Consider the following 13,096-nt stretch of genomic DNA (forward strand, 5'->3'; position numbering starts at 1 on the left):
GCTCACGGCACCGCCTTCCCTCGTCGCTCCGCCACGACACGGGCTCATGACGCACCCGCCGTCAGGACGGCCGCGGCACGGCGGTCCCAGTGCTCCACCATCGCCCGGCGGTAGACGGCGAGGAGGCCGCTCGCGGTGGCGTTCCACGAGAATCGACGGGCATGCTCGGCCGCACCGCGCGCGAGGACTCCGCGGCGCGCGGGGGCCGCGAGAAGATCGCCGATGACGCCGGCCCACCGGGTCGGGTCGTGGTCGTCGACCAGCACCCCCGAGACGCCGTGCGCGACGGCCGTGACCAGCCCGCCCACGGCGGCGGCGACCACCGGCGTGCCGCACGCCTGCGCCTCCAGCGCCACCAGCCCGAACGACTCGTTGTGGCTCGGCACCGCCACCAGGTCGGCGGCCCGGTACACGGCGGCCAGCTCGGACGGCGGCCGCGGCGGCAGGAACCGCACCCGGTCGGTGATCCCGAGCGCGGCGGCCAGCTCGATCAGCGCGGTCGGCCGCTCCAGCCCGCTGCCGCTCGGCCCGCCGCAGATGGCGACCGTGGTCTGATCGGCCAGCGCGGGATCGGTGCGGCGCAGCTCGGCCAGCGCCGCCAGCAGCACGTCCGGCGCCTTCAACGGCTGGATCCGCCCCACGAACGCCACCACGTAGCCGTCCTCCGGCAACCCCACCCAGCGCCGCGCCGAACGCCGCACCAGGTCCCCGCTGCCCGCCGCCGGCGGGGTGAAGCGCTCCAGGTCGACGCCGGGCGGCACCACGGCCACCCGTTCGGGGTCGGCGTCGTACAGCTCGACGAGTTCGTGCCGCTCGGTCGGCGTGTTGGCGACCAGCCGGTCGGACTCGGTGACCACCTGCTCCTCGCCGATCACCCGGGACATCGGCTCCGGCTTGTCCCCGGCGGCAAGCGAACGGTTCTTGACCTTGGCGAGCGTGTGCGCACTGTGGATCAGCGGCACGCCCCAGCGGTCCTTGGCGAGCCAGCCGACCTGCCCGGAGAGCCAGTAGTGCGAGTGCACCAGGTCGTACCAGCCGGGCGGCCGGGCCGCCTCCGCGCGCAGCACCCCGGTGGTGAACGCGCACAGCTGCGCCGGCAGGTCCTCCTTGGCCAGCCCCTCGTAGGGACCGGCGGTGACGTGCCGAACGGTCACCCCGGGCAGCATCTCGACGACCCGCGGCAGGTCGGAGGAGGTGGCGCGGGTGAAGATGTCGACCGCGACGCCGGCCTCGGCCAGCCGCCGGGAGACCTCCGTGATGTACACGTTCATGCCGCCGGCGTCGCCGGTGCCGGGTTGGTCCAGCGGCGACGTGTGCACCGACAGGGTCGCCACCCGGTGTGGAAGTGTGGTGCGCCGGCTCGACCCTGACCCGTACAGCGAGTCGACCCGCGCCACGATGACTCCCCTCGAAAGACTGGCAAACGCCCTATTGTCCCCGACACCCCAACGCCTTTAGCCAGCGGTCGTGTTCCCGCTCACGTTCTTCGCACACATCGGCTGGCAGGATGTGATCCATGGGTCGTAGAGGGATCGCGGTCGTTACGGGAGCGTCGAGCGGGATCGGGGCGGCCTCGGTGCGCCGGCTCGCGGCCGAGGGGTTCACGGTGGTGGCGGCCGCCCGGCGGGTCGATCGGCTGCTGGAGCTCTCGCACGAGACCGGTGCCGTGCCGGTGCGTTGCGACATCACCTCCGACGCCGACGTCGCGGCCCTTGCCGAGGCCGTCACGCTCCTTCCCGGCGCGCTGACGCTGCTGGTCAACAACGCCGGCGGGGCGCTCGGCACCGACTTCGTGGAGTCCGCGGACCTGGCCGGCTGGCAGTGGATGTTCGACGTGAACGTCCTGGGCACCGTGCGGGTGACCAAGGCCCTGCTGCCGCAACTGGAGGCCTCCGGGGCGGGCACGATCGTGGTGCTGAGTTCGACGGCGGGGCTCGGCGTGTACGAGGGCGGCGGCGGCTACACGGCGGCGAAGCACGCGGAGACGGCCGTCGCAGAAACGCTCCGCCTCGAACTGTGCGGCCGCCCGGTCCGCGTCATCGAGATCGACCCGGGCATGGTGCGCACGGAGGAGTTCGCGCTGGTGCGCTTCGGCGGCGACGCCGAGCGGGCCGCCAAGGTCTACGAGGGCGTGGCCGAACCGCTCGTCGCCGACGACATCGCCGACATCGTCGCCTGGACAGCCACCCGGCCGCACCACGTCAACGTCGACCGGCTCGTCGTGCGGCCGCTCGCCCAGGCCGCCCAGCACAAGGTGCACCGGGTGACGTGATCGTCGGACGGCTGACCCGGGGCACCACCAACCCCAACCGGCTGCGCCGGGTGGACCGGTGGATCGCGTCCCGGTTCGGCCGCACGGTCGGCACCGGCACGGTCGTGGACCTCGGCTACGGCGCCACCCCGGTCACGACGGTGGAACTGCACCGCTGCCTGCCGCACGCCCGCGTGGTGGGCCTGGAGATCGACCCTGTGCGGGTGGCGGACGCGCAGCCGTTCGCGCGACCGCCGGGGCTGACCTTCGCCCGGGGCGGCTTCGAGCTGGCCGGCCTGCGCCCCGTCCTGGTGCGGACGATGAACGTCCTGCGCCAGTACGACGAGTCCGAAGTGGACAGTGCGTGGGCGTTGCTGCGCAAGGGATTGGCGCCCGGCGGCGTCCTCGTCGAGGGCACCTGCGACGAGTTGGGCCGGGTAGCCTCGTGGGTCACGCTCTCCTCCGGCGGGCCGCTGACGCTCACGCTCGCCGGCCGACTGTCCACATTGGACGATCCGGCGATCTTCGCCGAGCGGCTGCCGAAGGCGCTCATCCACCGCAACGTGCCGGGCGAGCGGGTGCACGACCTCTTCCTCGCCCTGGACCGGCACTGGGCGAGGGCCGCGCCGTATGCCGCGTTCGGCGCGCGGCAGCGCTGGGTGCACACCGTCGCGGGGCTGCGCGCCGACGGCTGGCCCGTACTGGACCGGCCGGCCCGCTGGCGCCACGGCGAACTGACCCTCGCGTGGGCGGCGGTGCAACCGCGCGACGACCACGGAACGTCCTGAGAGTGTGTCCCCCTCGCTAGAGCGCGCAGTTGATCAGCACCGGCTCCGGGTGCAGGTCGACGCCGAAGCGTTCGGCCACGCCGGCGCGGATCTCGCGGGCCAGGTCGAGCAGCTGCGTCGTGGTGCCCGCGCCGCGGTTGGTCAGCGCCAGCGTGTGCCGCGTCGAGATGCCCACGCCGGTCCCCTCCCGGGTGAACCCCTTCGGGAAACCGGCCCGTTCGATCAGCCACGCCGCGCTCAGCTTCACCGCGTCGTCGGGTGCCGGCCAGTGCGGCACGTCGCCGAGGCGTTCGCTCAGCCCCGCGAAGACGGCCGAGGAGACGATCGGGTTGGTGAAGAACGACCCCACCGAGTACGTGTCCGGGTCGGCCGGGTCCAGCACCATCGCCTTGCCGGTCCGCAATTTGAGGACGGTGTCGCGCACCGCCCCGAGGGGTACCCGATCTCCGGGGGAGACGCCGAGGGCGCGCGCCAGTTCGGCGTACCGGATCGGGGTGGACAGTGGAGACACCGTGAGTGAGAAGTCGACGGCGAGCACGACGAACCGGTCGTTGTGCTTGAAAACGCTCGTGCGGTACGAGAAGGCACACTCGTCCGGTGCCAACGTCACGACGGCGTCGGCCACCCGGTCGAACGCCCGCACCGACACGATGGTCTCCGCGACCTCCTGCCCGTACGCGCCGACATTTTGGATCGGCGTGGCGCCCGCCGAGCCCGGCACGCCCGAGAGGCACTCGATGCCGGCGAGCCCGTCGGCGACGGCACGCGCGACGACCTCGTCCCACGGCTCGCCCGCGGCGACCGTCAGGCGCACCCGGTCGGCGCCGTCCGCAACGGCCCGCACGCCACGCGTGCGCAGCAGCAGCACCGTGCCGGGGAAGCCCTCGTCGGCCACCACGACATTGCTGCCGCCGGCCAGCACGAACAGCCCTTCGGGGTGGGGTGCCCGCAGCACCTCGAGCAGGGTCGCCTCGTCGTCGGCCACCACAAGGTGTCCGGCCGGTCCCCCGAGGCGTAGCGTTGTGTACCCGCCGATGGGTCCGCCCGCCGGGCGATCCGGAGCGGCTGGGCGATCTCGGGTACTGTCGCGCACGGCCTCCACCCTAGGCTTGGAGGCTACGGGGCAGCCCGTCGGGATGGCGGAGGACGCACGATGAGCAAACCGCACGGCACCAAAGAGTTCTGGCTCGCGGCGTTGCGTGCCGACGGGGCGGCGTTCCGCGCCGCGGTCGCCGACGTCGACCCGGGCGCGCCGGTTCCGCCCTGCCCCGACTGGACAGTGCTCGACCTCGTGCACCACCTGGGCAACGTGTACGGGTTCGTGCTCAACCACGTCACGCGCGGGGTCACCGACCGGCCGGAGCGGCCCGCGCCGCAGACGCCGCCGGCCGGCGAGGCGGTCGCCTGGTGGGAGTCGCGGTTCGGCGAGCTGCTGACGACCCTCGACGGGCTCGACCCCGACTTCCCCGCGTGGAACTGGGCCCCCCAGCCGAAGAAGGCCATCTTCTGGCCCCGCCGGATGGCGCAGGAGACGGCCGTTCACCGGTGGGACGCGCAGACCTCGCACGGCCTGTCGGAGCCGATCGAGACGAAGCTCGCCGTCGACGGCATCACCGAGGTGCTCGACACGTGGCTCGCCGCGGGCCGGCGCAAGGGTTCGACGGAGGGCGTGCGCGGTGTCGTGGCGCTGCACGCGTCGGACATCGCCGAGGTCTGGTACGTGCGGCTGCGCGGCGAAGGGCTGGCGCTGCTCGACACCGACACGGTGCTCGACAACGACCCGACGCACGAGCGCGCGCAGGCCACCGGTTCGGCCAGTGACCTGCTGCTCGCGCTGTGGGGCCGGGTGCCGTACGACGTGCTGGAGACGGCCGGCGACATGCGGCTGCTCGAGGCGCTACGGACCGGCTGAGCGCACTTCCTCCGCGACCCGTCGGGTCTTCTCGTCGAAGAGGACCAGGCGGGTCGTCTGTACCCGGGTGTCGGCGCCGCGCAGGGCCGTGAGCGCCTGCCGCACGGCGTCGTCGACCGGCCAGCGGTACACGCCCGAGGAGATCAGCGGGAAGGCGACCGTCTCCGCGCCCAGTTCGTCGGCGACCGCGAGCGAGTTGACGTAGCAGTCGCGCAGGAGCGGCGAACGGTCCTCGGTGGCGCTGTACACCGGGCCGACGGTGTGGATCACCCAGCGGGCGGCGAGCCTGCCGGCCGTCGTCGCGACGGCCTTACCCGTGGGGAGGCCGCGGCCGTAATGGCCGGCGCGCAGGGCTCTGCACTCGGCCAGGATCTCGGGGCCGCCCCTGCGGTGGATCGCGCCGTCCACTCCCCCGCCGCCGAGCAGGGAGGAGTTGGCGGCGTTCACGATCGCGTCGGTCGTCTCGGCGGTGATGTCGCCCTGCGCGAGTTCAATCAGCAAGGCGGACCCGGACCCGGCGGTTGGCGCGGCCCTTGCTCTCCACCTTGACCACCTGGACCCGACCGATCTGCTTGGTCGACGCGACGTGGGTCCCGCCGTCGGCCTGCACGTCCAGCCCCACGATGTCGACGATGCGGATCTCCTGCTCGTCGGCGGGGATCAGGTTGGACTGGGTGCGGATGATGTCCGGGATGCCCAGCGCCTCCTCCCGCCCGAGAACCCGCACGTCGACCCGGCGGTCGGCGACCACCTCGGCGTTGACCAGCTCCTCCAGCCGGGCCTTGAAGTCGCTCGGCACCTCGGGGAGGTTGAAGTCCATGCGCGCCTCGCCGGGCTCCATGTTGCCGCCGGTGACCAGCGCGCCGAAGTCGCGGAACACCACGCCGCACAGCACGTGCAGCCCCGAGTGGGTGCGCATCAGGCGGGTGCGGCGCTCGTCCTCGACGGCACCGGTGACCGTGGTGCCGGGCGGCGGCAGCGGATCCCCCTCGGCCGGCAGCAGGTAGAGGTCGTCGCCCTTGCGGGTACCGACGATGCGCGTCTGCACGCCCTGCCACAGCAGCACCCCGTGGTCCGGCGGCTGGCCTCCGCCACCGGGGTAGAACGCCGACCGGTCCAGCACGATCCCCTGCTCGGCGGCGGCGGCGAGGACCGTGCACTCCCACTCGCGCAGCGACGGGTCGAGCAGGTCGAGGCGGCTGGTGCGCCCATGCGATGTGACACCCACGCGGGAAGCCTACGCGTTCAGGAAGGACGCGACGCGTTCGCGGAGGTCGGCGCGTTCGGTCCAGAGCACGCCGGGGCGGTCGTAGATGTGCAGCTCCGCCTGCGGAAGCGCGTCGGCCAGCGCGCGGGCGACCTCGTGCGGGTGCAGGTCGTCGCCGCGCGCACCGATCACCAGCGCCGGCACCGTCACCGCCGACAGCACCGCCGGGTCGGGTACCGGCACCTCGTCCGGCAACGACGCGAGCCCCGCGCCGAGGCCGAAGTGCATCAGGTGGTCGACCCGCTGGCGCAGGTAGGCCCAGCTCGCCGACGAACCCCGCATCGGCGCCGGGATCTCCGGCGTGACCGCCTCGGCGATGGCGCTCGGATCCTGCTCCTCGACGGCGGCGAGCAGCGCCTCCAGCCGCGCCCGCGAGGCGGCCGGCCGCGGCTTGTCCAGCACGGCCGGCAGGAAGAAGACGAGCCGTTCGAACCGGGTCGGGTTGTCGGCGACGAGCCGGGCCAGCGCGGCGGCGCCGAGGCTGATCCCGAGCGCCCGCGTCGCACCGGTCAGGTCGGCGACGGCGCGCAGGTCCCGGGCCAGGTCGGCGTAGGTCCACGTGCCGCCCGGCGCCCCGGAACGCCCGTGCCCCCGCAGATGCGGAAAGATCTTGCGGCCGATGACCCCGCTGCCGAGCGGCCGCGTCTCGGTGATCCCCTGCCCGAGCCCGTGGGCGAACACCGTGACCGGCGCCCCGGAGCCGCTGTCGAGCACCTCCAGCTCCACCCCGTGCGGGGTGGCGACCAGTTCGGTGGGCGGCGTGGGCATCGTGGGCCGGCCGCTGCGCGGGCCGCGGCTCACCGGCGGCTGCTCGGGGCGCCCGTCAGGCGGTGGTGGCCAGCGAAAATCCATTACAGATAGTTCGGGCCTTCACCCGCGTCACGCAGGGCGGGCCGCACATCGAGCAGGTAGATCGCCGCGATCGTGATGGCGATCATGCCGAGTATGCCGAGCGCTACCTGCACGAGCAGCGTGACCAGCAGGGCGCCGCCGGTCAGCGCGAGCCACACCCCCTTGGAGAGGGTGCCGATGACGCCGAACGCGTCGGCCCGCTGGGTCAGGCAGTTGACGAACGCGAACGCCTCGATCGCGAGGGCCACCACCAACAGCGCGAGTTCGATCGCGATCCGCACGTCGAGGTAGAACAGCATGCAACGATCCTAGGCCGCGAACCCGGCACCGTCCCACGGCACCGGATCCGCGCCCCACTTACTACTTGACCGCGGTCGGCGTGGTCTTCTTGGCGGCCTTGGCCGGGCTCTTGCCGGTGCCCGGGCCGCTCTTGGCGGCGGCGCTGGGCGTCTCGGCGCTCGGCGCGTCCTGCCGCTCGACGGTCGCCTGCACGACGTCGCCGGCCGGCTTCATCGGCTTGTAGTCCCCGCCGACGACCTTCTCACCGCGCGCCACCAGCTCGGCGTACACGGCGACGGCCTTCTCCTGGGCGGTCTTGGCCTGCTCCTTGAGCAGGTCGGCGTTGCGGATCGCGATCGCGCGCAGCTTGTCGACGTCGACCTTGCGGCCCTGCTCCTTGACCGTCTCGGTCACGACGGGGCGCAGCACGGCGCCCAGCTCGAGCGCGCGGGCCGGCAGCTTGCGCAGCTGTTCGTAGGCGAGGTCACCGGCACCCGCGGCCGCGTAGAGCGGGTTGGGGATGCGCTTGGCGTCAGCGGTCTTCGTCTTCAGGCTCGTGTCCGTGGACATCCTGGTCCTCCTTCGTCCGGGCGTTTTCCCGGCGGAATGTCTCGTAGATCTGGGTCAGCGACTGTTTCTGGGCCAGCGTCAGGTCGGCGTCTGCCGCGATGGCGGCCAGCACGCCCGGGTTGTCCTTCGCGTCGAGCAGTCCGGCCCGCAGGTACATGACCGGGGTCGACACGCGCAGGGCGCTCGCGAGTTGGGCTAGCACCTCCGCGCTGGGCTTACGCAGGCCCCGCTCGATCTGACTGAGGTACGGGTTGGAGACCCCGGCCTGCTCCGCGAGCTGCCGCAAGGAGATGCGGGCACCACGCCTCAGGTCTCGGATGAACCCACCGATGTCGCGTGGCGGATCCTTGGGCTCCTCGGTCACGTCAACGACGCTACCCGCGCCTGCTAACTCCTGCAAGCATAACGCTAGCTCCAGTTAGCACAGTCACACCACCGGACGCACGACCCCCACCTGCCGGCCGCCGCCGAGCACCGGCTCCGACGGCACCTCCAGCGTCGTCCCCACCCTTTTCAGGGCTTCCTGGAGAACGGGCATGAGCGCCCGCTTCTGCCCGTCATCGATCTTGATGGCCACGGCCCCCACCCCGGGAACGGCGACCGCCTGCACACCCTCGGCGCCGCCCTTCGCCAGCAGCCCCGGCAGGGCGCGCATCAGCCGCGTGTCGTGCGCCCCCTCGTCGATCCCGGACACCATCTCCGGATGCGCCCGCATGGCGTCGGCGACGGTGCGTTCGTGGCTCCCCTCGGCGGCGTGCACCAGCGCCAGGAACCCCCGCGCCAGCGCGTGCAGCGAGAACGCGAACACCGGCGCCCCGCACCCGTCCACCCCGGTGGCCGCGATCGGTTCGCGCACGACGTCGACGACGGCCTCGGCGACGGCGCGCTGGAGCGGATGTTCCGGGTCGGTGTAGCCCTCGATCGGCCAGCCGGCGTCGCGACAGGTCAGCAGCATCGCGGAGTGCTTGCCGGAGCAGTTGTGCCGGTCCCGCGAACGGGGCCCGCCCGGCTCCGCGATCGGGCTGTCCACCGGGCAGAGCAGGTCGTCGACGGTGCACCCGGCCTGGGCCAGCAGCCGGCCGACGCCCGCCAGATGGATCTCCTGCCCGCGATGGCTCGCACAGGCCAGCGCGAGGTCGGCGCCCCGCGCCGGGAGGCCCGCCCGCAGCATGCCCACGGCCTGGAACGGCTTGTTGGACGAGCGGGGGAAGACCGGCGCGGTCGTGTCGCCGGCCGCGTGCACCACCGCACCGGCGGCGTCCAGCACCACCACCGACCCGCGGTGCCAACTCTCGACGAAGCCCGAACGCACCACCTCGGCGAGCAGCACCCCACCCGAATAAAGATCGCTCACGCGGCGATCCCCAACAGGGTGCGGGCGTCGGCGACGGACATCGGCGGGCGTTGGGCCAGCCGCGCCAGCCCCGCCGCGCGGGCCACCAGCTGCGCGTTGCTCTCGACCGGCTGGCCCTTGGCGTAGGTGACCGTGTCCTCCATCCCCACCCGCACGTGCCCGCCGGCGGCCAGCGTCGACAGCAGCACCGGCAGCGTCGAGCGGCCGATCCCGGTCGCCGCGAACGTCGTGCCCGCCGGCAGGTCGCGCATCGCCTGGCGGGCCGCGACCAGCGTCTCCGTGGTGCCCGGCATGCCGCCCGGCACGCCCATGACGAAGTCGACGTGCACGTGCCCGCCGGCCGGCAGCCCGTGCTTGTCCAGCAGCCGGGCGAGGCTCGCCAGGTGGCCGACGTCGAAGATCTCGTACTCCGGCACGATGCCCCGGTCCCGCATGCGCGTGTGCAGCTCGACGATGAACTCCCAGCGGTTCAGGAAGACGTCGTCGCCGAAGTTGACCGTGCCCATCGTGCAGGAGGCCATGTCCGGCGCGGCGTCGAGCACGGCCAGCCGGGCGTCCTCCGGGTCGGTGACCGCGCCACCGGTCGAGAGCTGCACGATGAGGCCGGTCTCCTGCCGCAGCGCCTGAACGGTCGCGCGCAGCCGCCCCTGGTCCAGCGTCGGCTTCGCCGCGTCGTCCCGGATGTGCACGTGGATCACGGCCGCGCCGACGGACTCGCACTCCTTGGCGGTCGCGACCAGTTCGTCCAGGGTCACCGGCAGCGCGGGCACGGCGGCCTTGTCGACCTCCGCCCCGGTCGGCGCGACGGTGATCAGCGTGCTCACAGGTGCTCCCCGCTCAGCGTCCGGGCCGCGCCCGTGGTGCCGCCTTCCCTCGTCGCTCCGCTCCTCAGTCCAGGCGGCACCGCGCGCCCCTCCCGCTCGCTCACAGGTCCACCTGCGCGGTCGACGGGCCGACGTGCAGCACGGTGCCGGCGGCGACGTTCTGCTTGACCAGGGCGAGCGCGACCTGGCCCAGCTCGTGGTGGCGCACCGCCGTCCCGACGAACCCGACCGTGCGGCCGTCCGCGTTCAGCACCGGCGTCTGCGGGGCCGGTAGGTCGTCGGTCGTCACGCCGTCGAGGTGCAGCAGGACGAGCTTGCGCGGCGGGCGGCCCAGGTGGTGCACCCGCGCCACCGTCTCCTGCCCCCGGTAGCAGCCCTTCTCCAGGTGAACTCCGGGCGCCGTCCAACCGGCCTCGGCCGGCAGCGTCCGGTGGTCGGTCTCGAAGCCGAGCCGCGGCCGCCGAGCCTCCACGCGCATCGCCTCGAACGCCCAGATTCCCGCCCACGGCACGCCGAGCGCGGCGGCCACCTCGTCCACGGAGGCGCGCGGCACCAGCAGATCCGCGCCGCCCGGCACCCGCCGCACCCAGCCGCCGAAGGCGGGAGCCGCCGCGTACATCGCCGTCGGCCGGGCACCCACGGTCCCCGTCGCGAACTTCGCGTCCGGCACCGGCAGCACGTCCGGCGCGGCGAGCGGCGGCACCCCGGCGGCGGCCAGCACCGCGTCGGTGTCCGGACCGACCAGCGAGAGCAGCGCCCACTCGGCCGTCACGTCGGCGGGCTCGACCCGCATCATGAAGACCATCCGCTGCAGGTATCCCAGCAGGTCGGAACCCGGCTCGACGTCGAGCCACGTGGTCGTCCCGTCGTCCAGCACGCCGGCGTGGTGCTCGACGTGCCCGTGCGGGGAGAGCACGAGCAGCTCGGTGCCGGTCATCGGGGCGAGGCGTTCGAGGTGCTGCGTAGTAAGACTGTGCAGCCAGCTGAGCCGGTCCGCGCCCGGCACGGCGAGCACGCCCCGGTGCGAACGGTCGACCAGCCCGGCCGCGTCGGTCAGCAGCCGCTGCTCCCGGACGGGGTCGCCGTAGTGCGCCGTCGCACCCGCGTCGACGCTGGCGGGATCCAAAGCCGAGACGGCTACGGTCATGATGAGCACGCTCCACACGTTCCGAAAAATGAGACGTGGCCGACGTCGACCCGGAACCCCCGGTCGAGCCGCAACCGCTCCGCGACGCCGTCCATGATCGACGGAGTGATCTCGTCGACCCCGCCGCAGACCCGGCACACCAGGTGGACATGCGCCTCGCCGGTCGCCGCGTGATACGTCGGCGCGCCGTGCGACAGGTGCGTGTGCAACACCAGCCCCAGCTCCTCCAGCAGCTCCAGCGTCCGGTAGACGGTGGAGATGTTGACCCCGGCGGCGGTCTTGGAGACCGCGGCGTGGATCTGGTCCGGGGTGGCGTGCCCCAGGTCATAGACCGCTTCGAGCACCAACTGGCGCTGGGCGGTCAGCCGGAGGCCGCGTTCGCGCAGCACCTGCGCCAGGGATTCGGAGGCCACGGTCCGATCCTATGCCGCACAGGGAGAGCCGCTAGGCTGCGCGATTGTGATCGTCGCTCTGCTCGGGGCCGGGGTCGTTCCGGCCGAAACACCCATCCTCCGCGCCGACGATCTGGGGGCGGTGCGCGGCGACGGCGTCTTCGAGACCATGCACGTGCGCGGCGGCGAGCCCTGGCTCCTGGACGAACATCTGGCCCGGATGGGGCGTTCGGCCGCACGACTGGCGATTTCCCTACCCTCGACCGAGGAACTGACCGCCCTCGCCGCGCAGGCCTGCGCCGCGTGGGACCCGGCCGTCGAGGGCGCGCTGCGGCTGATCTGCACGCGCGGGCCGGACTCCGGCGGCGACCCCACGGTCTACGCCACGCTCGGGCCGGTCGGCGAGGCGATCCTGCGCGGCCGGCGCGACGGCATCGCGGTGCGCACGCTGCCGCTCGGTGTGGACGCCGAGGCGCGGGTCTCCTCGCCGTGGCTGCTGGCCGGCGCCAAGACCCTCTCGTACGCGGTCAACATGGCCTCCCTGCGCGCCGCCGGTGCGGCCGGCGCCGACGACGCGCTGTGGGTCTCCGCCGACGGCTACGCCCTGGAAGGGCCGACGGCCACGCTCGTGTGGCTGACCGACGGGACGCTGTGCACCGTGCCGGCCGAGCGCACCGGCATCCTGGCCGGGACGACCGCCCGCCACCTGCTCGACCGGGCCGGCGAGCTGGGCTACCGCACCGACGAACGGCTGATCCGCCCCGAGGAACTGGCGGCGACGGACGGCGTGTGGCTGACCTCGTCGGTGCGCGGCGCGGTCGAGATCCGTTCGCTGGACGAGAAGCCGCTCGGCCCGTCCGCGGAGACCGCACGGATCCAGAAGCTTTTGGGCTTTACGGCGTAACGAGCCGGTACCCGATCCCCCGCACGGTCTCGATACCGAGACCACCGTCCACGGCCTTCAACTTGCGGCGCAGCCGCTTCACGGCCGAATGCAGGATCGAGTTGTCACCGAGATAGGCACCGCCCCACACGGCGGCGAAGAGCTTCTCGTAGGTCCACAGGCGCACCGGCTCGCTCCCCAGCCGGGCGACGAGCTCGCACTCCAGCCGGGTCAACGGCAGCGGCTCGCCGCGCCAGCGCACCAGGTGATCGGTGACGTCGATGGTGAGCTCGGGTGCCCGCTCGGCCGAGGTGACGACCCCCGGGATCACCTCCGCCTTGGCGGGCGCGGCGGACAGGAGTGACGTGTTGCCGCCGCTCAGCAGCGCGCGCAGGGCCGGCAGGTCGGGACACATGACGACGACCCCACGGCCGTCGAGCTGGCGGGCCAGGCGCTCGCGGACCATCGGGTCGGGCGAGACGCAGACGACGATTGGCAGGCTCGTGTTGGTTGTGACCTCATCGACGCTGACGATCGTCAAACTTCACCACCCCACGTGACTCCGAGCTGTGAGTTT

General features: G+C 73.0%; 16 protein-coding genes and 1 pseudogene. 4 read left to right on the forward strand and 13 right to left on the reverse strand.

Features of this window, described 5'->3' with window-relative positions:
• Positions 1 to 44: 44 nt before the first annotated feature.
• On the reverse strand, positions 45 to 1,397 hold the full coding sequence (mshA, locus tag Val02_RS27335; RefSeq protein ID WP_239153362.1) for a D-inositol-3-phosphate glycosyltransferase: 1,353 nt from the start codon (positions 1,395 to 1,397) through the stop codon (positions 45 to 47).
• Between the two features lie 119 nt (positions 1,398 to 1,516).
• Here mshA and Val02_RS27340 point away from each other — a divergent pair, with 119 nt between their 5' ends.
• Entirely contained in the window at positions 1,517 to 2,272 is a 756-nt protein-coding gene (locus Val02_RS27340; protein WP_203902083.1) for an SDR family NAD(P)-dependent oxidoreductase, read from the forward strand.
• Positions 2,269 to 3,039: a class I SAM-dependent methyltransferase gene (locus Val02_RS27345; RefSeq protein ID WP_203902084.1), complete on the forward strand. Its 771-nt coding sequence runs from the start codon at positions 2,269 to 2,271 to the stop codon at positions 3,037 to 3,039. The genes Val02_RS27340 and Val02_RS27345 overlap by 4 nt, the downstream gene beginning before the upstream one ends.
• A 16-nt stretch (positions 3,040 to 3,055) precedes the next feature.
• Here Val02_RS27345 and Val02_RS27350 read toward each other — a convergent pair whose 3' ends face one another.
• Positions 3,056 to 4,132 carry a UDP-N-acetylmuramate dehydrogenase gene (locus tag Val02_RS27350; protein WP_373317952.1) on the reverse strand — a complete coding sequence of 359 codons (1,077 nt, stop codon included), beginning with the start codon at positions 4,130 to 4,132 and terminating at the stop codon, positions 3,056 to 3,058.
• A 60-nt stretch (positions 4,133 to 4,192) separates the two neighbouring features.
• Between Val02_RS27350 and Val02_RS27355 the strand changes: the two genes are divergently transcribed.
• Positions 4,193 to 4,951, forward strand: a complete 759-nt coding sequence (locus tag Val02_RS27355; protein WP_203902085.1) for a maleylpyruvate isomerase family mycothiol-dependent enzyme — start codon at positions 4,193 to 4,195, stop codon at positions 4,949 to 4,951.
• Here Val02_RS27355 and Val02_RS27360 read toward each other — a convergent pair.
• The 10 genes and pseudogenes from Val02_RS27360 to Val02_RS27405 form a co-directional block, all read right to left on the reverse strand.
• Complete coding sequence (locus Val02_RS27360; RefSeq protein WP_203902086.1) at positions 4,937 to 5,452, reverse strand: O-acetyl-ADP-ribose deacetylase; 516 nt, start codon at positions 5,450 to 5,452, stop codon at positions 4,937 to 4,939. The two genes, Val02_RS27355 and Val02_RS27360, sit on opposite strands and share 15 nt — an antisense overlap.
• On the reverse strand, positions 5,442 to 6,179 hold the full coding sequence (locus Val02_RS27365; RefSeq protein ID WP_203902087.1) for an alanyl-tRNA editing protein: 738 nt from the start codon (positions 6,177 to 6,179) through the stop codon (positions 5,442 to 5,444). The genes Val02_RS27360 and Val02_RS27365 overlap by 11 nt, the downstream gene beginning before the upstream one ends.
• Positions 6,180 to 6,188: 9 nt before the next feature.
• On the reverse strand, positions 6,189 to 7,070 hold the full coding sequence (locus Val02_RS27370) for an alpha/beta fold hydrolase (RefSeq protein WP_239153363.1): 882 nt from the start codon (positions 7,068 to 7,070) through the stop codon (positions 6,189 to 6,191).
• A complete protein-coding gene (locus Val02_RS27375; RefSeq protein WP_203902088.1) occupies positions 7,070 to 7,369 on the reverse strand; it encodes a DUF2516 family protein in 300 nt (99 codons plus the stop codon). The genes Val02_RS27370 and Val02_RS27375 overlap by 1 nt, the downstream gene beginning before the upstream one ends.
• Before the next feature lie 61 nt (positions 7,370 to 7,430).
• The gene (locus Val02_RS27380; RefSeq protein ID WP_203902089.1) at positions 7,431 to 7,919 is read right to left on the reverse strand and encodes a hypothetical protein; all 489 of its coding nucleotides are present in this window, start codon (positions 7,917 to 7,919) and stop codon (positions 7,431 to 7,433) included.
• A gap of 7 nt (positions 7,920 to 7,926) precedes the next feature.
• A pseudogene (locus Val02_RS27385) lies at positions 7,927 to 8,283 on the reverse strand (helix-turn-helix domain-containing protein); the annotation flags it as partial.
• A gap of 63 nt (positions 8,284 to 8,346) precedes the next feature.
• A complete protein-coding gene (locus tag Val02_RS27390; protein WP_203902091.1) occupies positions 8,347 to 9,273 on the reverse strand; it encodes an asparaginase in 927 nt (308 codons plus the stop codon).
• Entirely contained in the window at positions 9,270 to 10,097 is an 828-nt protein-coding gene (locus Val02_RS27395; RefSeq protein ID WP_239153364.1) for a beta-keto acid cleavage family enzyme, read from the reverse strand. The genes Val02_RS27390 and Val02_RS27395 overlap by 4 nt, the downstream gene beginning before the upstream one ends.
• A gap of 100 nt (positions 10,098 to 10,197) precedes the next feature.
• A complete protein-coding gene (ygfZ, locus tag Val02_RS27400; RefSeq protein ID WP_203902092.1) occupies positions 10,198 to 11,244 on the reverse strand; it encodes a CAF17-like 4Fe-4S cluster assembly/insertion protein YgfZ in 1,047 nt (348 codons plus the stop codon).
• Entirely contained in the window at positions 11,241 to 11,657 is a 417-nt protein-coding gene (locus tag Val02_RS27405; protein WP_203902093.1) for a Fur family transcriptional regulator, read from the reverse strand. Before Val02_RS27405 ends, ygfZ begins: the two co-directional genes overlap by 4 nt.
• 46 nt (positions 11,658 to 11,703) lie before the next feature.
• On the opposite strand from Val02_RS27405, the gene Val02_RS27410 reads away from it, so the two are divergent.
• Complete coding sequence (locus Val02_RS27410) at positions 11,704 to 12,540, forward strand: aminotransferase class IV (RefSeq protein WP_239153365.1); 837 nt, start codon at positions 11,704 to 11,706, stop codon at positions 12,538 to 12,540.
• On the opposite strand, the gene Val02_RS27415 is transcribed toward Val02_RS27410, so the two are convergent.
• The gene (locus Val02_RS27415) at positions 12,530 to 12,985 is read right to left on the reverse strand and encodes a winged helix-turn-helix domain-containing protein (RefSeq protein WP_203902142.1); all 456 of its coding nucleotides are present in this window, start codon (positions 12,983 to 12,985) and stop codon (positions 12,530 to 12,532) included. The two genes, Val02_RS27410 and Val02_RS27415, sit on opposite strands and share 11 nt — an antisense overlap.
• Positions 12,986 to 13,096: the final 111 nt, after the last annotated feature.

The organism is Virgisporangium aliadipatigenens, assembly GCF_016863615.1.
Taxonomy (GTDB): domain Bacteria; phylum Actinomycetota; class Actinomycetes; order Mycobacteriales; family Micromonosporaceae; genus Virgisporangium; species Virgisporangium aliadipatigenens.

Coding starts and splice junctions, on each gene's coding strand:
- Val02_RS27380 (WP_203902089.1), bottom strand. CDS start 7,919: ATGTCCACGGACACGAGCCTGAAGACGAAGACCGCTGACGCCAAGCGC.
- Val02_RS27340 (WP_203902083.1), top strand. CDS start 1,517: ATGGGTCGTAGAGGGATCGCGGTCGTTACGGGAGCGTCGAGCGGGATC.
- Val02_RS27415 (WP_203902142.1), bottom strand. CDS start 12,985: ATGGTCCGCGAGCGCCTGGCCCGCCAGCTCGACGGCCGTGGGGTCGTC.
- ygfZ (WP_203902092.1), bottom strand. CDS start 11,244: ATGACCGTAGCCGTCTCGGCTTTGGATCCCGCCAGCGTCGACGCGGGT.
- Val02_RS27375 (WP_203902088.1), bottom strand. CDS start 7,369: ATGCTGTTCTACCTCGACGTGCGGATCGCGATCGAACTCGCGCTGTTG.
- Val02_RS27355 (WP_203902085.1), top strand. CDS start 4,193: ATGAGCAAACCGCACGGCACCAAAGAGTTCTGGCTCGCGGCGTTGCGT.
- Val02_RS27370 (WP_239153363.1), bottom strand. CDS start 7,070: ATGGATTTTCGCTGGCCACCACCGCCTGACGGGCGCCCCGAGCAGCCG.